The following is a 22378-nucleotide window of genomic DNA, read 5'->3' as shown; positions in this document are numbered from 1 at the left end:
AGTGTCTCAATGAATTGCGGTGCGCACCCGAAGCACAGGTCGGGGTGAAAACCCTCAGGCTAAAGTGCAAACAATGAAATGAATTTGAAACAAAAGGAGAATGAATATGGCAGTAACAAAGAAATTAACCGGACAGACCCTGAGAATGCGCAACATCAAGGACTTGGATGACGGCGGTACCAAAACCGTCAACCGCGATGTCAGCAAAATTTTAACCGCGGCGACGCCGGAACAGATTTTCAATCTGGCCAACGTTTACGACGGCCTGACTGAAATCGCGATGGAATCCGCTTACATCGTGACCACAGAACAGCTGGTCAGCGCGTGAAGCGGGACGGAAACGATCCGAAGGAAAATCAGAATAATTTAAAGCACGAAGAAAAGGAGAAACACAATGGCAGTAACGAAGGAACTTAACGTAAAATTTAATTTGGCATCGGGCGACGTCATGGGCTTAACCATCGGCGACTTCAAGGACAGCCTCTTAGACAGCGAGGTCAAGACCCAGCTCGACAACATGGTGGCCGCCGGGGCCCTCGGGATCGGCGCCGACGCAGTGGTGAGCGTCGCCTCCGCCCAGCGCATCACCACCGACAAGACCGACGTCGCCCTGGCCTGACCCCTTGGCCGGGCTTGAACGGGCCGCCGCCGTCCTCTCGGCGGCGGTTCTGGTCTTGACGGCGCTGTCTCTTTCGGTCCCGCCGGTGCGCGGCTTCATCGCCGCCAAGGTGAAAACCCGGAAAATCAGAGCGGGGCGGGCGGCATCGACGCTGTCCCACATCGATAAACGCCTGGACCTGACAGAGCTGGCCTGTGTCACCCTCCTCCACGACAGACTCTTCAACGCCTGCACGGCGGCTCTGTCCCGGGGCTGGACGACCACCGGAGAGATCACCAACCTCCACCATCTCTTCGACGTCTACCACAAAATGGGCGGCAATTCCGCGGCGGCTGCGCTGTACCGCCGGGCGCTGACTCTGCCGGTGCACGATCTCGGCAGAAAGGAAGGGGACGGCGATGAAGGCGGCGCTTAAACAGGCGCGCCCGTGGCTTTTGGCGGCGGGCAGGCGGGCGGCGCGGACCTTCGCCCAGACCTTTGCGGCGGCGATGATGACCGCCTCCGGGATCACCGATGCCCCGTGGCGGCCGGCCCTTTCGGCGGCGGCCCTCGCGGCCGTCCTTTCGCTGATCACGGCTTTGGTCGGGCTGCCGGAGCTGAACAATCCGCCCGGGTAGAATGAAAGAAAATAAGAAGAAATGAAAAGAAAGGCGCACAGCGCATTTAAAAAATAAAATTATGAAACGAATTGCCCCATATGAATACGGAAGAGAATTTATCAGAAAGGAGGTCGCCGTGGCCCTGTACGGCATTGACATTTCCAACCACAATCTGGCCGTCAATTATTATTTGCAGTCTTTTTATATGATCAAGGCCTCGGAAGGGCGCACTTTCGCCGACCCGCTGCGGGAGCGCCACGCCAAAGGGGCGCTTAGCGCCGGCCGGCTCATCGGCTTTTACCACTACGCCAGGCCGGAGCACAACCGGATGGCCGACGAGGCGGATTTCTTCGTCCGGCTGGTCCGGCCCTACCTCGGGCGGGCTGTCCTCGCCCTGGACTGGGAAGGCCGGGCGCTGGCCTACGGGCCGGACACGGCCCTCGCCTGGCTCGACCGGGTGACGGCGCTCACCGGCGTGCGCCCGCTATTTTACTGCTCCGATTCCCAGACCGCGCGGTACGCCAAGCTCGCGGGGCGGGACTACGGCCTTTGGGACGCGAAATATTCGACCCACCCGCCGGCTCACGTCGGCTGGCCGTTCATCGCGATGTGGCAGTACTCCGGGACGAAAATCGACCGCAACGTCTTTTACGGCGGCAAGGACGCCTGGATGCGCTACGCCTCCGGCGGGAAAATCGCCGCGCCCCACACCCAGGCGAAGCCCACCGGGGCCGCCTGGGTCAAAGCCCTTCAGCGGGAGCTCAACGCCCAGTACGGCGCGGGGCTTCAAGTCGACGGCATCCCCGGCCCGAAAACGCGCGCGATCTGTCCGGTGCTGACCCGCAACAGTCGCGGGCAAATCACCCGACTGGTGCAGCAGGCGCTCGGGGTTCGGGCGGACGGCATCTTCGGCCCAGCAACCGAGGCCGCAGTGAAGGCCTTTCAGGCCGCTCACGGTCTCGCAGCCGACGGCATCGTCGGACCGCACACCTGGCGGGCGCTGCTTCCCCTCGCGCATTAGGTGCCGGGGCGCCTGGGGCTAAAGCCCACAAAAAAAGACCCAAGCTTATCGCTTGGGTCTTGTTTGCTTTTGGGGGCGCCTCATCGCCCGATGGCCTTTCGGGCCTGTTCGCTGACTTTGGCGATGGTGTCGACGAAATCGCCGACGGTGGCGATGCCCTCCCGGTCCATGACCAAGGTCTTGGCCAGGACGAAAAGCATCTGGCAGGCCGCGAGCTGGTCGGCAGGGTCGGGGATGGTGTCGATGTCCGGGGTGCGTGTACCCCGGCCGACCCGGCTGATGAGCTGGGCTCCGGCGAAGCCGATGGTCTCGTGGAAATACCGGTCAAGGAGAAAATCACAGTAATCGTCAAAACCGCGGTACATCTCCCGCACATCTTCCTGCCAGCAGCCCTTGAACACCGCGATGTAGGACTCGAGGAACATCCGGATCGCGTAAAGGGCGTAGGCGCGCATTTCCGCCGGGGTGTGGTCCCCCGCTTGGGGGCAGAAAAACCAGCGGACGTACTGGTAAATCAAATTGCCGATCAAATACCCGGAATCCGCAGAGCAGGCGCCCATGAAGGCGTATTCCATGTCGATGGTCTTCATGCGGTCGGCGTTTACCATCAAATTCGAGGTGTGCAGGTCGGAGTGGATCAGGCACTCGGACTTGGCCATGTAAGTGTGGCGCAGCTTGAGCATTTCGGTGCAAAAGGCGTGATCCGCCCACACCGCCCGGGCCAGGGCCTGGCGTTCCGGGTAGGTCGCGTCGTCGGGACCTTCAGCCTTGGGCAGGAAAAGAATGTTCTCAAAGAGGTTGCGCATCACCGGGTTGGCGAAGGCCGCCGCCAGCTTCTGGTGGGTTTCCGGCTCGAGGTAGAGCTCCGAGGTGTAGAAATTATCCTTGGCCACCAGCTCCCCGACCATCGCCGGGATCTTCGGGTAAATTTTGCCGGCCATCATCTCGAACCGCCAGATCTTCAAGTCCCCGCAGTCCTCGCAGACGTAAAGGTGGTGGGGGGCGTCGATCAGGTAAATCTCGGGGATGTATTCGGGGGTGATCGCCGACTTGATCAGCATGAGGCGCGCTTCGAGGGTGTTGCGTTCGGGGACGTAGGGCGTGGCACTCTCAAAGGTGCGGGCGTAGGGCCGGGCCTGCTTGAGGATCACCGAGCCGCCGGTGCGGGTGTCCGTCACCCGGAACAGGTAATTGACGAAACCGTCGCCGACGGCGCCGACCTTGGCCGCGTCGCTGCCGATTTCGTAGACGGAAAGCGTCGCATCCTTCGGGAACAAATTCGTCTCGTTCTGGATGTAAGCCGCCGCCGTGTCCTTTGTGATTTCCTGATAATCCATACAATCCCCCCTCAATACGTTATTGCCGATAATATATCAGCTTTATTGTAGCACGATTTCATCATCGGGGACAAGCGAGACTTTCGCCAAAAAAAGATAAAATAACGCAAAAAAAAACAGCTCCCCTCACACGATCCGAGGGGAGCCTAAACATTACAATCTAACATATAAGGAATATCCGGCGCACTGTGTTTTCGTCCTTTACCAGAGGCGGTAAAGGGATGCGCCTGTGAACACGAATACCGCCGAGCCGACAACGTACATCATGATTCAGTTAAGTCTTAACTATGAATACGAATTGAATACGAATACAACCGAACCGACGACGGACGCGATTTTTCACATTTGAAAAATCTTTTTAGAATACGAATTCTGCCAAACAAATACGTCACTGCCGTTTCATAACGGCCTGAATACGAATTCCGCCGAACGTCTTTTAAATCATGGCCGATATCCAATCGAACCATTTACTAGGAAAAGAAGTTAATTGAGAATACGAATTCTGCCGAACCAACAACGATTAAGTATCTATCTGGAAAAGGAAATTTCCTTATATGGGCATTATAAACCGTTTACACCGGAAGCGCAAGACCTCGGCGCCAATTCGCCCTAAAATTTAAGCTAAACTTAAGGCGTTTATGCGTTCTGCCGATTATTTCCCGGGAAATGTCAGCCCCTGAGGGCCGCGATCACCGATTGGTACTCGGGGAACCGCCCCAGGCGCTTCTCGAAAGCCGTCTGGGACAAGAGGGCCAGCCACCGTCCCCGGTCCGGGACGTCCCCGGCGCAGGCGGTGATGAGCCGGGCCGCCGTCGGGAAGATGCCGGCCGCCCGTTCCGAATGGCGGATCAGCACGGCGAGCACCGCCGGCAGCCCTGCAGCCGCCAGCTGCCGCCACAGGCCCTCGTCTGTGGGGTTGACCGCGATCAGCGTCACCAGGTTGGCCAGCGGATCCAGCCAGCGCGGATCCCGGAAGGCTTGAAGGCTGGCGCAGAGGTGCTCGAAAATGACGACTGGCCGCTTCGGGTCGGCGAAGGGAATGACCGCCGGGCGGTAGCGCACAAGCCAGCGCTTAAGCTCCCGGGGCTTGGCGAATTTAGTCACGATGTCCAGGTCCACCGCGTCCCAGGGGCGGGCGAGCTTCGGCGCCCCCGCCAGGCAGAGCATCCCCTGAATGGCGTACTTGAGGTAAGCCTGGGCGTCGGCGGAGCCTTCGAAGGGCAGATGGTTGTCCCGGATGTAAAACCAATAGCCCCGGGCCCGGGCCGAAAGCCGTCCGGCGATGCGGCGGATTACCCGAGGGTCGCCCCGGCCGTCCCGCAGCTGGTCCTCCAGGCGGTCCCGGTCGGTCATCATTTTGAACTGGTCGGTCGCCGTGGACTGGAAGAGCTGGCGCAGAAAGGCCGTCCCCGGCTGGGCGGCCACCCACTCGGCGGAAAGGAGCCGGGAGAGCGCGGCCCGGCTTTCCCCCTGGGCCAGGTGGGTCCGCAGGGTGTGGAGGAGCCAGGCGATGGTGTCCTCGGGGTCGAAGGTCTCGGCGTCTTTGGCGACAGCCGGCGCCGGGTCGTGGCCCAGGAGATGGCCGTAGCCGATCTGCGCCGCAGGAGATGCGGTCTCGAGATCGTCCTGGAGGTCGAGGGCGCGGTTGTCGAGGTAATCCCAGAGGAGGGCGGCTGCTTTGGGCGTTCGGGTCGGGCAGTCCGGCAGGGCGAAGGGTGGCTCCCCGGCGCAGGCGAGGGCATCGATGCCGGCCCTGGCGAAGGCGGCGGGAGCCACGCCGCGCCGGTCCTTAAACACCGGAATCAGCCGGCGGAACATCTCCGGATCCTTGAGGATGAGGGTCGTGTCCACCAGCTCCGTCGGACCGAAATCGAAGGCCCCCAGCAAGTCGTCCGCCGCGATGCGCCCGTAAGCGAGCAGGGGCGTGAGCCGCTCGTCCAAGGTGTCAGCCAGGGAGAGGACGTGCTGAAACAGCCTGTCGTCGGTGACGCAGCGCAGGTAGGCGTAGAGCCGTCGGCCGAAGGGGGCCGTCAGCGACGGCGGGATCGGCGCCCGGCGGAGGATCACCTCGGGCAGGGTGTTGAGGTCCACCACCGAGAGGTTGCGGCTGGCCAGGCGGCGCACCTCGTAGGGCGAGGGCGTCTTGGTCTGGACGAGGATGTTCTGGGGCCGGCGGGCCACCCGGTGCTGCTTCCTGAAGAAATTGATCCAGTTGAGAATCAAATTCAGATTGTAGTCGTTGAGGGAGTAGCCGATGAACAGAAAGGTGTGGTTGATCAGCAGAGAGCGGATGAAGGTGGCCACAAGTGGGTGATTCTGCTCGTAGTCGAGGTAATCGCTCTCCTTGACGACGACGGTCTTCGGGTCCTTGATGTCTCCGTGCATTTTGATCAGATACCGGTCCGAAGACACCGAGAGCAGGTCCGCGTCCTGGGAGACGACGGCATAAAGCCGGGTGTTGAGGGAGTCGGAGCGCTCCAGCAAATCGTCGACATTGGTGGTGACGATGTGGTGGGGGCGGATCTCGAAAATCAGCTCGTCGATGGGGTTGGCCGGCGCCTCGCTCTTTAAAATTTCGGTGATCGCCCGGTAATAGGCGGCGTGGCCGGGGGAGTCGTCCTGCTCGTAGAGATATTCGGGGATGCGCAGGTAGACCTCGGGATTAAAGGGCGCGTCGCTGTTGAAATCCGCCGGCAGGCGCGCGGCGATCTGGCGGATCATCTGCTTCCACGTAGGCAGCCCCGAATTGGCCGATACCCCCGAGCCCACGAAAATCACCAGCTGATTTTTCCCCTGAGCCCGCTGAATGGCTCGCACCGAATGAATCCAATCCATCCTGCCACCTCCTTTGTGTGTCTACGCCCTATTATAGCCTAAGGGGCCGAGGGGCGCATGAAAAAAAGCGCAGCAAAACGCTGCGCCTGTGATGCAAAAAGGGTCTTAGTCAAGGGTCTTGACGAAACCGCCGGGAATGGCTTCGAAATCCCGGCCCGGCTCTAAATCCATGAGCTGGACGTATTCGGCCGCGTTGTCGCGGATCCCCTGGATTTCTTCGTCAGTCAGCTGGCGGACCGCCTTGGCCGGCGAGCCGAGAATCAGCGAACCTTCGGGGAAGGTCTTCCCCTGGGTGACCAGGGCGCCGGCGCCGACGATGCAATTGTCGGGGATATTGGCGCGGTTCATGACCGTCGCCCCCATCCCGATGAGGACGTTGTCGCCGATATCGCAGCCGTGGATCGTGCAATTGTGGCCGATGGTGACGCCGTCGCCAATGATGGTCGGCGTCTTGATGTCCACGTGGACGACGGAGCCGTCCTGGACGTTGGTGCGCTCGCCGATGGTGATGGGCGCCTGGTCGCCGCGGACCACCGCCGCGTACCAGATCGACGAATCTTCGCCGACGCGGACGTCACCGACGACGGTGGCGTTCTTCGCGATAAAAATGTGCTTGTCCGGCTTTTTCGCCGGGGTGTCGTTGGATGTGGTTTTCATTTCAGGCCTCCGGGTATCGGGCTCCACCGCGGCCTTGAGGGCAGCCGCCGCGGCAGGCGTGTGGGTGATGGTCCCACCGTCAGGCGCCGGGTCGGGGGCTGGTGCGGCTTCTGGGGCTGGCGCTGTTTCTTTCGCCGGGGCGTCGGGGCGCGCTGAAGCCCCGGAAAAGGCTTCAGCTTCAGGCTCCCCCGAATCGTCCTTTTCGGCCGCCTTGGCCGCCTTGACCCGCTGCCAGTTCCCCTTGAGGGGAATGTCTTCGACCGGGCGCTTGTTGTACTGATTATAAGTATACCCGTCCGGGGCCTCAGTGTCATCATTTTTAAGAATGTGGGCGTTGCCGCCGTACGTCGTCACCTCAGCGGATTTGCCCAGGCTGTCGGTGATGCCGGAATTGCCGCCGTAGGTGGGCACATCGGAGGTGCCGCCCAGGCTGTCGGTGATGCCGGCGTTGCCGCCGTAGGTGGGCACGTCGGTGGAGAAGCCGCCCATGACCGCCGCGTTGCCGCCGTAAGTCCCGCCGGAGACATCGTCGGCGACGTTCTTCAGCAGGTCGGCGTTGCCGGTGTAGGTGCCTTCATCCGCCTTGCGCTTGGCGAAATCTTCCCGGCCTTCGAGCTTGTAATCGCCGGATACGGTGACTTTGTAGCCACTGTTCGCGTGGACGGTTTCGTCGTCGTCCAAAGGCAGGCGGCGCCGGTGGGGGATGTCCACCAGGCTCTTCTGGTTCTTCGCCCGTTCGATGGCCTTATTGATCTTGAAGCACACGCCGTCAAAATCGGCGTCCACTTCTCGGTAGGTGAAGGACATGAGCTTAAGCCCCATGTTTCTGAGGGCGTCGCCCTTGCGGCCCGAGCCTGTGCCGGCGGAATCGGAAAAGTGATGGAATTTTTCCAGCTCGACGACGAATTGGGCGTCGGGGCAGTAAAACAGGAAATGGTCCATCCCGGCCATGATGCTGCGCTGGAAATGGGCCGCGGCCTTATCCTTTAAGAAATCGGCCCACAGGCGTTTTTCCTGGGGCGCGGAAATCCGTTCGAAATCTTCGACCGTGGGTTGTTTAAAATCGTCTGACATATCTACTCCCTCCAAGGTGATTCCTGGTGTGTGTACTGGTTTAAAAGAATTACTTCCATGATAACACGATTTCATTAAAAAGCGTGTAGAGTATATTGTCGATTCACTAGAAATTTTTACAGAAAATTTTGCGGATGCCCCCTGCCGGCCCCCGCGCCTTTCTTGTTGACGAAAAGGCCCAAATCAAATAAAATAAATAAAGTATAAGCATTTTTAGGACCAACGCAAAATGTGTTTTTAAAGATATAGTGAGGAGGCTGTCATGTCAGACAGACAAGGAGAGGCCGCGCGCATCGATTTAACCGGGCGCCAGCTGATCGAACCTGGAGATTTTACGGTAGCGGAATTGGAGTCGATTTTCGAATTGGCCGACCAGATCATCGCCGACCCCGGCGCCGCCATGGACTTAGCCAAAGGGAAACTGATGGCCAGTTTGTTTTACGAACCCTCGACCCGGACGCGGTTCAGCTTTGAATCGGCGATGATGCGCCTCGGCGGGCGGGTCTTCGGCTTCGACGACCCCAACACCTCGTCGGTGTCCAAGGGCGAAACCCTGATGGACACGGCGAAAATCATCTCCTGCTACGCGGACCTCGCCGTGATCCGCCACCCGCGGGAAGGGACGGCCCGGCTCTTCGCCCAGTCCGTGCCCGGGATGCCGGTGATCAACGCCGGCGACGGCGGCCACGAACACCCGACCCAGACGCTGACGGACCTGCTCACCATCCGCCACCTGCTGGGCAGCTGCAGCGGCCACACCGTCGGCGTCTGCGGGGACCTGCTCTTCGGGCGCACCATTCATTCTCTGGTGAAGACCCTCAACCGCTACCCGGACAACCGCTTCATCTTCATCTCGCCGAAGGAATTGCGTATGCCCGAATATTTCCTGTCGATGCTGCCGGAAGGCTCCTACGTCGAGACCGACAGCCTCGACGACGTCATCGGCGACGTGGACATCCTGTACATGAGCCGCGTCCAGCGGGAACGCTTCGTCAACGAAGAAGAGTACATCCGCTTGAAAGACGTCTACATTCTGGACCGCCACAAAATGAAGCGCGCCAAGGACGACATGATCGTCATGCACCCGCTGCCCCGGGTCAACGAAATCGCCACCGAAGTGGACGACGACCCCCGGGCCGTGTACTTCAAGCAGGCGAAATTCGGTATGTACGTGCGCATGGCGCTGATCAGCAAATTACTGGGGGTGGCAAAATGATTAACGTATCGGAACTCAAAAAAGGCATCGTGATCGACCACATCGAAGCCGGCCACGGCATTCACATTTTCAAGCAGCTCCATCTCGACGAGCTGACCGACCCGGTGGTGTTGCTCACCAACATCCCGAGCAACAAAACCGGCACCAAGGACATGATCAAAATCGAAACGGATTTCAAGATCAACATGAACGTCCTCGGCCTCATCGACCCCAATGTGACGATCAACTTCGTCCAGCAGGGCAAGGTCACCAGCAAGCTCAAGTTGACTTTGCCGCGGGAGGTCGTCGGCATCATGAAGTGCAAGAATCCGCGGTGCATCACCAACCACGAACCGGTGAAGGACGTCCATTTTTATCTCGTCGACGAATCCGAAAAGATTTACCGCTGCGAGTACTGCGACGCCTACACCAAATTCAAACCAGAAGAAAACTGAGGACAGGACATGAGACTACTTTTTAAGAACGTCACCATCGTCGACGGCACCGGCGTGCGCCGCGGCAAGGTGATGACCGAGGACGGAAAAATCCGCAAAGTTTACAAGGAAAGGGGACGGGTCCAGACCGACTACGACCGCGAAATCGACGGCGCAGGCAAGGTGCTCATGCCGGGGTTCATCGACATGCACTGCCACCTGAGAGATCCGGGCCTGACCTACAAAGAAGATTTGTCCACCGGGCTTCACGCGGCGGCCAAGGGCGGCTTCACCACCGTCTGCCCTATGGCCAACACCAAACCCGTGATGGACACAGCCGAAAAGGTGGCGGACAACATGAAGCGGGGCAACGCCCTGGGCCTGACCGAGATGATTCAGGTGTCGGCGGTGACCAAGGATTTCTCCAATTTCACCTTCGACCTCGTGGACTTCGGCGCCTTGTCCAAAGTGACGCCGATTTTCTCCAACGACGGCCACAACGTCGACAACCCCGACGTCATGCGGGCAGCCTTTAAGGCCAGCGCCGAAACCGGCGCCGTCATCGCTACCCACAACGAGCCCGAAACCGAAACCGTCGTCCGGGACATCGAAATTTTGAAAGACTACCCGGGCGCCAAGCTGCACATCTGCCACATCTCGAAAAAGGCCACTCTCGACGCCATCGTCGCCGGGAAAAAACAGGGGCTGGACATCACCTGCGAGGTGACGCCCCACCACGTGTACGCCTCGGGCCTGAGCTACCGGGTGCACCCGCCGTTTCGCGCCTGGGCGGACCGCAAGGCTTTGCTGGAAGGCGCGCTTTCCGGCGCCATCGACTGCTGCGGCACCGACCACGCGCCCCACTCGGACGAAGACAAGCTCAAGGGGTCGCCCGGGATCAACAATTTCGAAACGGCCTTCGCCATGTACCACACGGCCTTTGCCGCCGCGGGCATGGATTTGGTCCGCCTGTCTCAGATGATGAGCCAGAAGCCGGCCGAACGCCTGGGCCTGAAAAACGGGCTCATCGCCGAAACCTACCCGGCCGATCTGGTCCTCGTGGATCCCGATCTGGAATGGCAGGTGGACAGTTCGCAATTCGTTTCAAAAAGCCACAACACGCCCTTTGACGCCAAATGGCTCAAAGGACAGGTCTTATTGACCGTGAAAGGAGGACGCATCATCTATGATCATGGATCGTTTGTATAAGGCCGCGGCGGAAAGCCCGGTGTGTGTCGGCCTCGACACCAAAATCGATTATCTGCCGGCCTGTATCGCCAATATGGACACCAACGACGGCGAAAAGATCTTCGAATTCAACAAGAAAATCATCGATGCCACCGCCGATTTGGCGGGGTGCTACAAAGTGCAGGTAGCTTGTTACGAGGCCCTCGGCCTCGAAGGGATGAGCGCCTACGCCCGCACCGTGCAATACGCCAGAGCACAGGGCAAGCTCGTCATCGGCGACTGCAAACGCGGGGACATCGCCTCCACTGCCGAACAATACGCCCGGGGCCATTTCGAAGGGGATTTCGAGGTGGATTTCCTGACCGTCAACGCCTATATGGGCTATGACGCCGTGTCCCCGTATCTGCCCTACGTGAAAGATCACGACAAGGGGCTGTTTATCCTGACCCATACCTCCAATCCATCAGCGAAAGATCTTCAAGAACAGAAACTCGAAGATGGAGAACAAGTTTTTGAAAAAATGGCGGATCTCGTCGAAAAATGGGGCGGGGATCTCGTCGGCGAATCGGGCTACTCGGCCGTGGGCGCGGTGGTCGGCCTGACCTACCCCGAAGCCTTCGCCGATATCCAGGCCCGCTGCCCCCACACCTTCTTCCTCGTTCCCGGGTACGGCGCCCAGGGCGGCACAGGCAAAGACATCGCAGACATCTTCAAGCGCTCCCGCTGCGCCGTGATCAATTCATCCCGTGGGATCATCTGCGCCCATCGGGGCAAGACGGAGGGTCCTGATTTCGTCGATTACATCCGCGATGCGGCGGCGGCGATGAAAGAGGATATCCTGCAATGGCTGTAATCAAATCCAATTACGCCGTCGCCGAAGGCATTTATCTCATGGAAGTGGCCTGGCAGGGCGAGGTGAAACCCGGGCAGTTCTTCATGGTCCGGGCCTGGGAGCGCGACCCGCTGCTGTCCCGGCCGATCTCGGTCTGCGACTACGACGCGGCGGCCGGCACCCTGACCTTTCTCTACATGGTCAAGGGGCAGGGGACGCGGCTCATGAGCCAGCTTGAGCCCATGGATGTCATCACCCTCGACGGCCCCCACGGCAACGGCTTTCCCGATATCAAGACCAATCTCGTGGCCGTCGGCGGCGGGATCGGCATCGCTCCGCTTCTGTACGCGATCAAAGATTTCAAGGCTAAGCACAAGCGCCGCAAGGTCCGGGCCTATCTCGGCTTCTCGACCGAATCCTATTACGTCGAGGCCTTTAACGAAGTGGCCGACGACGTTATCGTCAACATCGGCGGCATCATCACCGATGTCGTCGAGGTCAAACGCGGCGAATCCGTCATCGGCTGCGGGCCCAACATCATGATGCAGGCCCTGGCCGACACGGTGCCGCCGAAGCACGACGTCTACCTGTCCCTCGAAAAGCGCATGGCCTGCGGCATGGGCGTCTGTCTCGGCTGCTCCATTGCGACGGCGGACGGCAGCCGCCAGGTCTGTTCTGACGGCCCGGTCTTCACCCGGGAAGCATTGATGTGGGGAGGTGCCCAATGAGCGCGCGTCTTGAAACCCAATTTGCGGGCGTGACCTTCAAGAACCCTGTCGTCACGGCGTCGGGGACTTTCGGCTTCGGCCGCGAATTTGAAAAGATTTACGATTTGAGCCGCCTCGGCGGCTTGTGCACCAAAGGGCTGACCCTGACGCCCCGGCCGGGCAATACCGGCGAGCGCCTCTGGGAAACGCCGGCGGGCCTGCTCAATTCCATCGGGCTGGAAAACCCGGGGGTCGACGCCTTCATCGAAAACGAATGGCCTCACCTGTCGGGCATCGACACGGTGACCATTCCCAACGTCGGGGGCTCGGACGAAGCGAGCTACGTCGGCGCCGTCGAGAAATTCAACGATCTGCCCGTGGCTCTCATCGAGCTCAACATTTCCTGCCCCAACGTCCAATGCGGCGGGATGGCCTTTGGCATGGATCCGGACCAGGCCTACGCCATCACCCGGAAAGTCGTCGAAGCGTCCACCCATCCGGTCGTGGCCAAGCTGACCCCCAACGCCCCAGACCTCGTGGCCGTCGCCCGGGCCTGCGAAGAAGCCGGTGCAGCGGGCCTAAGCCTGATCAACACCATTCAGGGCATGGCCGTGGACATTGACAAAAGGCGCATCGTCTTCGACAACGTCTACGCGGGGCTGTCGGGCCCGGCGGTCAAGCCCATCGCCCTGCGCATGGCCCATCAAGTCATCCACGGGGTGAAAATCCCGGTCATGGCCCTCGGCGGCATCGCCACCTGGCGCGACGCCCTGGAATTCATCATGATCGGCGCGGCCTGTGTTCAAGTGGGCACCATGAGCTTCGTGACGCCGACAGCGGCGGTGGACATCGTCGACGGCCTCGAACAATACTGCGCGGATCAAGGCCTTGCGAATATCGACGAGGTCCGCGGCATTCTCTAGAAAGCCCGGCTGCCTATGAAGAAGTTTTTGTACCGGCTTTTAATGCTGATCTGCATCGGGGTGATCGCCTTCTCCGGCGCGCAGCTGGTGCGCATCTACCTCAAGTACAAAAAAGGCACCGACACCTACAAGCAGACGGCGGCCAAGGCCGTCACGACGAAAAAAAGCGATGGGGACCGGGATCACGTGCCCATTACGGTAGATTTTGACAAGCTCAGGGCCGAGAACCCGGACGTTGTCGGCTGGCTTTACTGCAAGGGCACACCCATCAATTACCCGGTGGTCCAGGGGAAGGACAACAGCGAATACCTGCACAAGCTCGTCAACGGCACGAAGAACTTCTCGGGGACACTCTTCGTCGACGTCAACAGCCCCAAGGATTTAAGCGGCCCCAACACCATCATCTATGGCCACGCGATGAAAAACGGCTCGATGTTCGGCACCCTCGCCCACTACAGAAAGGCGGATTACTACCAGGCGCACCCATACCTATGGTATTTGACGCCCGAGGGCAATTACCGTCTGGATCTCATCCGCGGCTACACCGCTCCGGCGGACAGCCTGATTTATTCGGCCTTCGATTTGGCTAAGGTGCAGGCGGTGCTGGCGAATACGGCGTCGGAGTCGACCTTCGATGCCGGCATTGACAGGCTGACGGTGTCGAAAATCGTCACCCTGTCCACCTGTGCTTACGACTACGACGATGCCCGCTACATCGTCATCGCCGTGCCGACGCGGGTGGATCAGTGAGCGAAGCGGCGAAAGCCGCTTTTTTTAACCGAGAAAGGAAAACGTATGCATCGACAGAAAATGATGGCAATCCTGGCGAAGGGGCTGTGGGCGCTGATGAGCCTGTCCCTTGTGCTGTTCGTCGTTCAGGGGGCGCGCCTCGGTGTGGTGCCGGCTTGGGCGGTGGCCTTATCCGCGGCCGTCGCCGCCGGGCTGATCGCGGGAATCGGCTGGGCGGTGTTCCGCCCGGACAAAGACACCCGGTTCTCCACCCGCACCCGGCGCTACACGGCGCCCTGCATCGCGGCGGTGGTGATTGCGGCTTTGTGCCTGATCGGCTTTCGCACCGCGACCATCGCGAAAAAAGCGGGGGATGCAGTCTTCACCTCGGACAAAGCCGCCGGAGCGGCGGTGAGCCAGCCCTTCGCCCTGGCCCTGGCTGCAGACGCCAACGCCGGAGAGGGGGCGATGTACGCCTTCGCCGCGGTCAACCCCGAGACGAAGAAAATCGAGGCGGTGAGCCTGCCGGCCTCTGCCCTTGTCGCCGGGGCGGGCGGTACGGTCCGTCTGGACAGCTTGAGCTTTGATGACGCGGTTTCGGCGATGGCGAACCTTTTCGGCATTCAGGCCGGCCACCGGGTCCGCCTCAGTCCCGAAGGGCTGAAGGCCACCATCGACGAAATGGGCGGCATCCGGGTCACCGCCAGCGAGACCTTCACTTCGGGCGGGCACACCTTTATCGTCGGGACCAACACCTTAAACGGCCGCGAGGCCCTGGCCTTCGGCGCGGGAAACAGCGCCAATCAGCTTCGCGTGCTCGACGCGGTGATCCGCAAAATGGCCTCGGAGCGGGCCCTTACCCAGTACAGCGCGGTGATGGCGGGCCTGTGCCGGACGGTGAAGACGGATTTCAGCGCCAGGCAGTTCGCCCAGCTGGCCCAGTCGCCGTCGGGCTGGCAGACGAGCACCTACGCGGTGACCGGCACGGCGGTTTCGGGCGGGGTGCAGCTGGATCAAGGCTCGGCTGCGGCGGCCGTCTCCCGGCTTAAAGGGGTTTTAAAGGGCCAATAGAATCCCCTTGATAAATTGAAAGCCGGGGCAATAAATGTTATAATTTTAACGTAAAATGCGAATATATTGTTTTTGATAACGAGGAGGGTAATATGAGTTATTTGAAAGAATACGCAGACAAGCTGACGACCGCCGACGAAGCGGTCAAAGTCATTAAAGACGGCGATTACATCGATTACGGATGGGTCACCTGCACGGTGCAGAAGCTGGACGAAGCGCTGGCGAAGCGCATGCCCGAGCTGCACGATTTGAACATCTACGGCGGCATCATCCCGTCCCGTCCGAAGATCTTCGACGTGGAAAACCCGGGGGAACACTTCACCTGGAATTCCTGGTTCTATTCCGGCATCGACCGCCACGAAGTCGGCAACGGCTTTGTCTTTCACGGCCCGGTGCGCTACTCGGAAGTGCCGAGATATTACCACGACATGCCCCACCCGCTAAACGTGGCCATGTTCCAGGCGGCGCCGATGGACAAGCACGGCTATTTCAACTTCGGCCCCAACGCCTCCCACATGATGGAAGTGGTCAACAAGGCCGACGTCGTCATTGTCGAAGTCAACACCTCGGTGCCGCGCTGTCTCGGGATTGAAGAAGCGGTGCATATCTCCAAGGTGGACATGATCGTCGAAGGGGACAACCCAGCCATGCGCGAAACCGGCGGCGCCACCAAACCGACGGAAGTAGATTTGGCCGTGGCGCGCCAGATCGTCGCGGAAATCCCCGACGGCGCGACCCTGCAGCTCGGCATCGGCGGCATGCCCAACACCGTCGGCACGCTCATCGGCGAATCGGATCTGAAGGATTTAGGGGTCCATACCGAAATGTACGTCGACTCCTTTGTCGACCTGACGATGAAGGGCAAAATCACCGGCGCCCGCAAAGCCCGCGACCGCTACAAACAGACCTACGCCTTCGGCTCCGGCACGAAGAAGCTCTACGACTTCCTCGATGACAACCCGGCCTGCATGGCGGCTCCGGTCAACTACGTCAACGACCCGAGCATCATCGGCGAATTCGACAACTTCATCTCGATCAACAACGCCGTCGACATGGACTTATTCGGCCAGATCAACGCGGAATCCGCAGGGACCCGCCAGATCTCCGGCTCCGGCGGCCAGCTGGACTTCGTCCTCGGCGCCTACAAATCCAACGGCGGCAAAAGCTTCATCTGCATGTCCTCGTCCTTCACCGACAAGAAGGGCGTCAAGCACTCCCGCATCAAGCCGACTTTGACCGAAGGCTCCATCGTCACCGATACCCGTGCCAACCCGATGTACATCGTCACCGAATACGGCATGGCCTACCTCAAGGGCGCGACCTGCTGGGAAAGAGCCGAACAGCTCATCAACATCGCCGATCCGGACTTCCGCGACGAATTGATCAAGGCGGCAGAAAAGATGCACATTTGGCGCCGTTCCAATAAACGGTAAAACCCTTTGACAAACCCTGCCCGCCGGCGTAGAATTATAGATTAGAAATCTAAATCATATACGAGGGGAGAATCGATTATGAAAACAAGAGTAGGGATCATGGGCTACGGCAATTTGGGCCGCGGCGTGGAAGCCGCGATTAAACAGAATCCAGACATGGAGCTGGTCGGCGTGTTCACCCGCCGCGACCCGGCGGCGGTCACCATCCAGACCGAAGGGGTCGGCGTTTATAAGCTCGACGACTGCAAAACCATGCAGGATGACATCGACGTGATGATTCTGTGCGGTGGCTCGGCAGCCGATCTGCCGTGGATGTCGCCGGAATACGCCCATTTCTTCAACACGGTGGAATCCTTTGACACCCACGCCGACATCCCGTGGCACGTGGACAACGTCAACGCCTCGGATATCGCCAACGACAAGACGAGCATCGTCTCCTGCGGGTGGGATCCGGGCCTGTTCTCGGTCGCCCGCGTGATGACCGGCGCCATCCTGCCGGCGGGAAAGGCCTACACCTTCTGGGGCAAGGGCGTCAGCCAGGGCCACTCCGATGCGGTGCGCCAGATCCCCGGGGTCAAGGACGCCAGACAATACACCCTGCCGGTGCAGGATGTGATGGACGCCATCCGCGGCGGCGCGATGCCCGAGCTTACAGCGGGGCAGATGCACACCCGCGAAGTCTTCGTCGTCTGCGACGACGACGTCACCGAAGACGACAAGGCCGATATCGTCGAAGATATCAAAACGATGCCGGCGTATTTCGAAGACTACAACACGACGGTGCACTTCATCACAGAAGAAGAGATGCAGCGGGACCACAGCGGCCTGCCCCACGGCGGCTTCGTGATCCGCAGCGGCGGCGTCGGTCCGGACGGCAAGGATAAGGCCGTTGTCGAATTCAGTCTGAACCTCGACTCCAACCCGGAATTTACCGGCAGCGTCCTCGTGGCCTGCGCCAGAGCCTGCCACCGTATGAACCAGGAAGGCAGTTACGGCTGCAAGACCATGCTCGACGTGCCGCCGGCCTATTACAGCCCGATGAGCCGGGACGAATTGCTCGAAAAAATGATGTAAGCCCGTATTTCGGGCGCCTGATCTTCCGCTTTGCCGCGACGCGAAGCGGAAGTTTTTTTGTGTTTTTTCCCCAATCGTTTAGAAAACCCCCATCTCTAATTGTCCGGGGGGCGTTTCTTTGCTATAATAAAAGCGTATGTAAAAAGAGCAATTCCACAAAAGAGGAGAGGATAAAAATCATGAGTATTTACGCGGATTGGAAACAGACCATCGAAGATCATTCCAAGAATCCGAAGGATCAGCAGGCCTTTTGGGATGGCTTCTGCGAACGGGAAAAACACATTTACGAAGACATTCTCGGCCGCCAGGATCCCCACGTCGAAGGGACCGTCGCTGATTTGGCGCTGCGCTACGACATGCCCGAAACTGAAATTTTAGGCTACCTCGACGGCGCCCTCGAAAGCATCAAGGGCAAGCTGCCGGAACTCGACACCATCGAATCGGACACCATGATTTCAATGGATTACGATTTCGAAAAGCTGTATTACAATATGGTCAAGGTGCCGGCACCGTGGCTCTACGGCTTAAGCGAATGGAACGACGTGCTGGACAAAGACACTCAGAAACAAATTTACAAAAAATGCCGCAACCGCAACACCGTTGTTAAGGGCAAGAAAATCGGCCGCAACGACCCGTGCCCCTGCGGCAGCGGAAAGAAATACAAGAACTGCTGCGGCCGCAACGCATAAAACATTGAAGAGAGAAGGAGAACATCCATGCTAGATATCAAACGTATTAGAGAAAATCCGGAAGCGGTGGTCAAGGCGCTGAACAGCCGCAACAGCGGCACCTTTTCGGTCGACCACATCCTCGAACTCGACGACAAGCGCCGCGAAATCATCGGCCGCGTCGAACAGCTCAAAGCCAAAAAGAATCAGGTCTCCAAGGAAATCCCGCAGCGCAAACTCGCCGGCGAAGACCTTCAGCCGCTGTTTGCCGAAATGAAGGCAGTCTCCGAAGACATCAAAAAAGACGACGACGCTTTGGCCGACATCGAAAAACAGCTGCGCAGCGAATTGCTGGTCCTGCCGAACATCCCCAATCCGGATATCGTCCTCGGCCTCGACGACAGCGACAACCGCGAAGTGCGCAAATGGGGCGAACCGCGCCAGTTTGATTTCGAACCGAAGGCCCATTGGGATCTTGGGACCGATCTCGGCATTCTCGATTTTGACCGGGCCCACAAGCTCACCGGCGCCCGCTTCTCCATGTTCTGCGGGCAGGGCGCCCGCCTCGAACGCGCGCTGATTAACTTCATGCTCCACGTCCACACCGTTGAACAGGACTACACCGAAATGTCGACGCCGTACATGGTCAACCGCGCGTCCATGACCGGCACCGGCCAGCTGCCGAAGTTTGAAGAAGACGCCTTCCACCTCGAAAAGGAAGACTTCTTCATGGTGCCGACGGCGGAAGTCCCGCTGACCAACACCTTCCGCGGCGAAATCCTCGACAACGACATGCTGCCGATCCACTTCACCGCCTACACGCCGTGCTTCAGAGAAGAAGCCGGCTCTGCCGGGCGAGACACCCGCGGCCTCATCCGCAACCACCAGTTCGATAAAGTCGAAATGGTCAAGTTCGCGCGTCCGAGCGAATCCTACGACGAACTCGAAAGCATGACCAACGACGCCGAAGAAATCCTCAAACAGCTGAAGATTCCGTACCGCGTGGTGGAACTTTGCACTGGGGACATTGGTTTCTCGGCGGCGAAGACCTACGACATCGAAGTCTGGATGCCGAGCTACAACCGCTACGTCGAAATTTCGTCCTGCTCCAACTGCGAAGACTTCCAGGCGCGCCGGGCCAACATCCGCTACCGCGACCCGGTGACCAAGCACACCCAGTACGTCCACACCTTAAACGGCTCCGGACTGGCCGTGGGCCGGACCTTTGCGGCGGTGCTCGAAAACTACCAGAACGCCGACGGCTCGGTCACGATTCCGGAAAAACTCGTGCATTTCATGGGCGGGCTGACCAAAATCGAAGCCAAATAATCAATCACCCCGCACATTTTGAAGGCGGCTGAATCCTCAGCCGTCTTTTTTTTGTCCAATAAAAAAGAACCCGGGAGATTCCGGGTTCTGAAGTTCTGAACGAGCATTTGAATGGGATTAATCTTCGCCGAGGACGTCCAGCTGAATTTTCTTGAGCCGTTTCATCACGTCGTTGGTCCCGCGGCCGAAATAGTCGTGAAGAGCCGCGTATTCGGTGAAGAGCTTGTCGTACACCGCGCTGGCTTCGGGATTGGGCGTATAAGTCTTTTCAGCCGGCTGAACCAAAACTTTGGTCGCGTCGAAGATGTTGTCGTAGCCGCCATTGGCTTTTCCGGCTGCGAGGGCACCGAGGACCGCTGCGCCGAGGGCACCGCCGTTTTCAGAGCTGGCCACGGAGATCGGCCGCTTGGAGATGTCGGCGAAAATCTGCATGAGCAGCGCGTTCTTGCGGCTCATGCCGCCGGTCGCGAAGATGTGATCGGTGACGATGCCGGCCTGCTCGAAGGTTTCGAGGATCATCCGGGTGCCGTAGGCGATGGCTTCGATGAGCGCCCGGTACATTTCTTCCGGTTTGGTGGTCAGGCGCATGCCGAGCATCAGCCCTGTCAAATCGTTGTCCACGAGGACGGAGCGGTTGCCGTTCCACCAGTCGAGGGCGAGAAGCCCCGATTCGCCAGGCTTAAGTTTTGCCGCCTTTTCCGTCAGGTATTGGTGGATGTTCTGGCCGGCCTTGTGCGCCGCTTCAGTGTAGGACGCCGGCACGCAGTTGTCGACGAACCACGCCAGGTGATCGCCGAAGCCGGACTGGCCGCATTCGTAGCCGTAGAAGCCTGGGAGCATCCCGTCTTTGACGACGCCGAAACAGCCGGGGACAACGGTTTCCTTCTTGGAGATGAGCATCTGGCAGCCCGAGGTGCCCATGATGAGGACCATCTGGTTTTCCTTCGGTTCAGACAGCGCCCCCGGCACGCCGGAGTGGGCGTCGATGATGGCGACGCCGACGGCCGTGCCTTTGTTCAGGCCGGTGATCTTCGCGCCATTGTCGTCGATTTCCCCGGCCTTGGAGCCGATGGGCACCACCGGATATTTGAGTTTCTTGGCGACGACATTTTCAAGCTTGGACGAGAGCGCTTCGAAGAAGGCTTCGCTCGGGTAGCCTTCGCTGTCGCTGTAAAGGGCCTTGTAGCCCGCAGCGCAGGAGTTGCGCACGTAGTGGCCGGTGATCTGGCCGACGATCCAGTCGCCGGCTTCGATGTATTCGTCCATATCGGCGTAAAGTTCCGGATCTTCTTCGGCGATCTTCCAGAGCCGCGGGAAGAGGGTTTCCGACGAGGCCTTGCCGCCGTAGCGTTCGAGGAATTTTTCGCCCCGGGCTTCGGCGATTTCGGTCAGGCGGTTGGCGTAGTCCTGAGCACCGTGGTGCTTCCAAAGCTGGACGTAAGCCATGGGGTCGTCCTTGTATTTATCCGTACAGCACAGCGGAGTGCCGTCTTTGGCGATGGGCAGCACGGTGCAGGCGGTGAAGTCGATGCCGAGGCCGACGACTTCATCCGGGGTGACGCCGTTGTTTTCGAGCACGCCCGGGATCACAGCCGAGAGACTTTCGATGTAGTCCTGCGGGTGCTGCAGGGCGTAGTCCACCGGCAGCTTCTTGCCGCTCGGCAGCGCCGTGTCCATGACAGCATGGGCGTAGGGCTGTTCACTGAGGCGCAGCTTCGCTTCGCCGGTTTCCACATTGATTAAGATAGCGCGGGCGGACAGTGTCCCGAAATCCACACCGATCACATATTTTGCCATTGATTTCCTTCCTTTATTAAAATGATATAAATGAATTTAGAGATACTGGCTCATTTCGTAGAGCGAATCGTAAATGCACGTCGGTTCGACGTCGGATTCGGCGACGGTCTGCATATCCGCTTCACCGGTCAAGACGAGGAAGCCGTTGGCGCCGTTGTTGACCCCGGTGGCCACATCGGTGTAGAGGCGGTCGCCCACGAAGCCCATCTTGTCTGCCGGGCATCCCGTGATCGCGGTGATCATGTCGACCGTTTCCTTCCACGGCTTGCCGAGATAACGCGGCTCGACGCCGGTGGAAGCGGTGATCAGCGCGCACATGGCGCCGCAGTCGGGCATGTAGTCGTCCTCGGTCGGGCAGTTGATGTCCATGTGGGTCGCGATGAAGGGCACGCCGTTGCGGATGTAGTAGCAGATTTTATCCATCTTATCGTAAGTCATCGTCGTGTCAAAGCTTTGGACACAGACGTCCGGCTTGTCGTCGACGAGGTTCAGGCCCCGGGCCTTCCAGTTTTCTTCGAGCAGCGGCGTCCCGTTGAGTAAGATCTTCGCGCCCGGATAATTTTCGTTTAAAAATTCCGCGCAGACGTCGCCAGCGGTGACGATTTTGGATTCGTCGACGTCGAGGCCCATTTTCGCGAGCTTGTCGACGTAAACCTTGGGCACGCGGGAGGCGTTGTTGGTGAAGAAAATGTAATCCCGATTCGGGTCGTCGTCGACTTTGTGGATAAAGTCGAGGGAACCGTCGATCAGATTGTTGCCGAGATAGACGGTGCCGTCCATGTCGAGAACAAAGAGCTTGATGTCTTTTAACGCTTGGTCTTTCGCTTGCATAGGACTCCTTTATTTCGTATTAATA

Annotated in this window: 22 protein-coding genes; 17 read left to right on the top strand and 5 right to left on the bottom strand. The window is 59.4% G+C overall.

The genetic code is table 11. The features are described from left to right. The first annotated feature begins 106 nt into the window (after window positions 1-106). From FYJ52_RS03450 to FYJ52_RS10285, 5 genes are all read left to right on the top strand, one after another. Window positions 107-328 (top strand): DUF1659 domain-containing protein, encoded by a 222-nt coding sequence (locus tag FYJ52_RS03450; RefSeq protein WP_154575872.1) that lies wholly within the window; start codon window positions 107-109, stop codon window positions 326-328. 66 nt (window positions 329-394) lie between these two features. Then, the gene (locus FYJ52_RS03445; RefSeq protein ID WP_154575871.1) at window positions 395-619 is read left to right on the top strand and encodes a DUF2922 domain-containing protein; all 225 of its coding nucleotides are present in this window, start codon (window positions 395-397) and stop codon (window positions 617-619) included. Between the two features lie 4 nt (window positions 620-623). Continuing rightward, the gene (locus FYJ52_RS03440; RefSeq protein ID WP_154575870.1) at window positions 624-1034 is read left to right on the top strand and encodes a hypothetical protein; all 411 of its coding nucleotides are present in this window, start codon (window positions 624-626) and stop codon (window positions 1032-1034) included. Then, window positions 1018-1236 (top strand): holin, encoded by a 219-nt coding sequence (locus FYJ52_RS03435; RefSeq protein WP_154575869.1) that lies wholly within the window; start codon window positions 1018-1020, stop codon window positions 1234-1236. Before FYJ52_RS03440 ends, FYJ52_RS03435 begins: the two co-directional genes overlap by 17 nt. A 61-nt stretch (window positions 1237-1297) precedes the next feature. Continuing rightward, window positions 1298-2239, top strand: coding sequence for a GH25 family lysozyme (locus FYJ52_RS10285; protein ID WP_154575868.1), 942 nt, complete (start codon window positions 1298-1300; stop codon window positions 2237-2239). Between the two features lie 80 nt (window positions 2240-2319). Here FYJ52_RS10285 and FYJ52_RS03425 read toward each other — a convergent pair whose 3' ends face one another. The 3 genes from FYJ52_RS03425 to FYJ52_RS10280 all read right to left on the bottom strand — a co-directional run bounded on the left by FYJ52_RS03425 (window position 2320) and on the right by FYJ52_RS10280 (window position 8142). Continuing rightward, window positions 2320-3576: an S-methyl-5-thioribose kinase gene (locus FYJ52_RS03425; protein WP_154575867.1), complete on the bottom strand. Its 1257-nt coding sequence runs from the start codon at window positions 3574-3576 to the stop codon at window positions 2320-2322. Between the two features lie 669 nt (window positions 3577-4245). After that, window positions 4246-6411: an SIR2 family protein gene (locus FYJ52_RS03420; protein ID WP_154575866.1), complete on the bottom strand. Its 2166-nt coding sequence runs from the start codon at window positions 6409-6411 to the stop codon at window positions 4246-4248. Window positions 6412-6516: 105 nt separating this feature from the next. Further along, window positions 6517-8142, bottom strand: a complete 1626-nt coding sequence (locus tag FYJ52_RS10280) for a DapH/DapD/GlmU-related protein (RefSeq protein ID WP_205960749.1) — start codon at window positions 8140-8142, stop codon at window positions 6517-6519. Window positions 8143-8404: 262 nt separating this feature from the next. Between FYJ52_RS10280 and pyrB the strand changes: the two genes are divergently transcribed. The 12 genes from pyrB to serS all read left to right on the top strand — a co-directional run bounded on the left by pyrB (window position 8405) and on the right by serS (window position 19725). Then, the gene (gene pyrB, locus FYJ52_RS03410; RefSeq protein WP_154575864.1) at window positions 8405-9358 is read left to right on the top strand and encodes an aspartate carbamoyltransferase; all 954 of its coding nucleotides are present in this window, start codon (window positions 8405-8407) and stop codon (window positions 9356-9358) included. Further along, window positions 9355-9792, top strand: coding sequence for an aspartate carbamoyltransferase regulatory subunit (locus tag FYJ52_RS03405; protein WP_154575863.1), 438 nt, complete (start codon window positions 9355-9357; stop codon window positions 9790-9792). Before pyrB ends, FYJ52_RS03405 begins: the two co-directional genes overlap by 4 nt. A gap of 9 nt (window positions 9793-9801) precedes the next feature. After that, entirely contained in the window at window positions 9802-10980 is a 1179-nt protein-coding gene (locus FYJ52_RS03400; protein WP_154575862.1) for a dihydroorotase, read from the top strand. Then, a complete protein-coding gene (gene pyrF / locus FYJ52_RS03395) occupies window positions 10958-11812 on the top strand; it encodes an orotidine-5'-phosphate decarboxylase (RefSeq protein ID WP_154575861.1) in 855 nt (284 codons plus the stop codon). The genes FYJ52_RS03400 and pyrF overlap by 23 nt, the downstream gene beginning before the upstream one ends. Next, window positions 11803-12519, top strand: coding sequence for a dihydroorotate dehydrogenase electron transfer subunit (locus FYJ52_RS03390; RefSeq protein ID WP_154575860.1), 717 nt, complete (start codon window positions 11803-11805; stop codon window positions 12517-12519). Before pyrF ends, FYJ52_RS03390 begins: the two co-directional genes overlap by 10 nt. Continuing rightward, entirely contained in the window at window positions 12516-13421 is a 906-nt protein-coding gene (locus tag FYJ52_RS03385) for a dihydroorotate dehydrogenase (protein ID WP_154575859.1), read from the top strand. The genes FYJ52_RS03390 and FYJ52_RS03385 overlap by 4 nt, the downstream gene beginning before the upstream one ends. Window positions 13422-13436: 15 nt before the next feature. Beyond that, complete coding sequence (gene srtB / locus FYJ52_RS03380) at window positions 13437-14171, top strand: class B sortase (RefSeq protein ID WP_154575858.1); 735 nt, start codon at window positions 13437-13439, stop codon at window positions 14169-14171. 45 nt (window positions 14172-14216) lie between these two features. After that, window positions 14217-15221, top strand: a complete 1005-nt coding sequence (locus tag FYJ52_RS03375; RefSeq protein ID WP_154575857.1) for an LCP family protein — start codon at window positions 14217-14219, stop codon at window positions 15219-15221. A gap of 92 nt (window positions 15222-15313) precedes the next feature. Further along, the gene (locus FYJ52_RS03370; RefSeq protein WP_154575856.1) at window positions 15314-16654 is read left to right on the top strand and encodes a butyryl-CoA:acetate CoA-transferase; all 1341 of its coding nucleotides are present in this window, start codon (window positions 15314-15316) and stop codon (window positions 16652-16654) included. Window positions 16655-16732: 78 nt separating this feature from the next. Continuing rightward, window positions 16733-17728, top strand: a complete 996-nt coding sequence (locus FYJ52_RS03365) for a diaminopimelate dehydrogenase (RefSeq protein WP_154575855.1) — start codon at window positions 16733-16735, stop codon at window positions 17726-17728. Between the two features lie 179 nt (window positions 17729-17907). Beyond that, a complete protein-coding gene (locus FYJ52_RS03360; RefSeq protein ID WP_154575854.1) occupies window positions 17908-18417 on the top strand; it encodes an SEC-C metal-binding domain-containing protein in 510 nt (169 codons plus the stop codon). Window positions 18418-18444: 27 nt separating this feature from the next. Next, window positions 18445-19725: a serine--tRNA ligase gene (gene serS, locus FYJ52_RS03355; protein ID WP_154575853.1), complete on the top strand. Its 1281-nt coding sequence runs from the start codon at window positions 18445-18447 to the stop codon at window positions 19723-19725. Between the two features lie 117 nt (window positions 19726-19842). On the opposite strand, the gene FYJ52_RS03350 is transcribed toward serS, so the two are convergent. Together FYJ52_RS03350 and FYJ52_RS03345 are read right to left on the bottom strand one after the other, a co-directional pair. Further along, on the bottom strand, window positions 19843-21522 hold the full coding sequence (locus tag FYJ52_RS03350) for a ribulokinase (RefSeq protein WP_154575852.1): 1680 nt from the start codon (window positions 21520-21522) through the stop codon (window positions 19843-19845). Between the two features lie 36 nt (window positions 21523-21558). Then, window positions 21559-22353 carry an HAD-IIA family hydrolase gene (locus FYJ52_RS03345; RefSeq protein WP_154575851.1) on the bottom strand — a complete coding sequence of 265 codons (795 nt, stop codon included), beginning with the start codon at window positions 22351-22353 and terminating at the stop codon, window positions 21559-21561. Window positions 22354-22378 lie beyond the last annotated feature (25 nt).

This window comes from Pseudoramibacter porci, assembly GCF_009696145.1.
Taxonomy (GTDB): domain Bacteria; phylum Bacillota; class Clostridia; order Eubacteriales; family Eubacteriaceae; genus Pseudoramibacter; species Pseudoramibacter porci.
This window is presented reverse-complemented; position numbering and strand designations above follow the sequence as displayed.

Coding starts and splice junctions, on each gene's coding strand:
- FYJ52_RS10285 (WP_154575868.1), top strand. CDS start 1,298: ATGAAACGAATTGCCCCATATGAATACGGAAGAGAATTTATCAGAAAG.
- pyrF (WP_154575861.1), top strand. CDS start 10,958: ATGATCATGGATCGTTTGTATAAGGCCGCGGCGGAAAGCCCGGTGTGT.
- FYJ52_RS03360 (WP_154575854.1), top strand. CDS start 17,908: ATGAGTATTTACGCGGATTGGAAACAGACCATCGAAGATCATTCCAAG.
- srtB (WP_154575858.1), top strand. CDS start 13,437: ATGAAGAAGTTTTTGTACCGGCTTTTAATGCTGATCTGCATCGGGGTG.
- FYJ52_RS03345 (WP_154575851.1), bottom strand. CDS start 22,353: ATGCAAGCGAAAGACCAAGCGTTAAAAGACATCAAGCTCTTTGTTCTC.
- FYJ52_RS03350 (WP_154575852.1), bottom strand. CDS start 21,522: ATGGCAAAATATGTGATCGGTGTGGATTTCGGGACACTGTCCGCCCGC.
- FYJ52_RS03435 (WP_154575869.1), top strand. CDS start 1,018: ATGAAGGCGGCGCTTAAACAGGCGCGCCCGTGGCTTTTGGCGGCGGGC.
- serS (WP_154575853.1), top strand. CDS start 18,445: ATGCTAGATATCAAACGTATTAGAGAAAATCCGGAAGCGGTGGTCAAG.
- pyrB (WP_154575864.1), top strand. CDS start 8,405: ATGTCAGACAGACAAGGAGAGGCCGCGCGCATCGATTTAACCGGGCGC.
- FYJ52_RS03405 (WP_154575863.1), top strand. CDS start 9,355: ATGATTAACGTATCGGAACTCAAAAAAGGCATCGTGATCGACCACATC.
- FYJ52_RS03370 (WP_154575856.1), top strand. CDS start 15,314: ATGAGTTATTTGAAAGAATACGCAGACAAGCTGACGACCGCCGACGAA.
- FYJ52_RS03445 (WP_154575871.1), top strand. CDS start 395: ATGGCAGTAACGAAGGAACTTAACGTAAAATTTAATTTGGCATCGGGC.
- FYJ52_RS03425 (WP_154575867.1), bottom strand. CDS start 3,576: ATGGATTATCAGGAAATCACAAAGGACACGGCGGCGGCTTACATCCAG.
- FYJ52_RS03400 (WP_154575862.1), top strand. CDS start 9,802: ATGAGACTACTTTTTAAGAACGTCACCATCGTCGACGGCACCGGCGTG.
- FYJ52_RS10280 (WP_205960749.1), bottom strand. CDS start 8,142: ATGTCAGACGATTTTAAACAACCCACGGTCGAAGATTTCGAACGGATT.
- FYJ52_RS03385 (WP_154575859.1), top strand. CDS start 12,516: ATGAGCGCGCGTCTTGAAACCCAATTTGCGGGCGTGACCTTCAAGAAC.
- FYJ52_RS03450 (WP_154575872.1), top strand. CDS start 107: ATGGCAGTAACAAAGAAATTAACCGGACAGACCCTGAGAATGCGCAAC.
- FYJ52_RS03365 (WP_154575855.1), top strand. CDS start 16,733: ATGAAAACAAGAGTAGGGATCATGGGCTACGGCAATTTGGGCCGCGGC.
- FYJ52_RS03420 (WP_154575866.1), bottom strand. CDS start 6,411: ATGGATTGGATTCATTCGGTGCGAGCCATTCAGCGGGCTCAGGGGAAA.
- FYJ52_RS03375 (WP_154575857.1), top strand. CDS start 14,217: ATGCATCGACAGAAAATGATGGCAATCCTGGCGAAGGGGCTGTGGGCG.
- FYJ52_RS03390 (WP_154575860.1), top strand. CDS start 11,803: ATGGCTGTAATCAAATCCAATTACGCCGTCGCCGAAGGCATTTATCTC.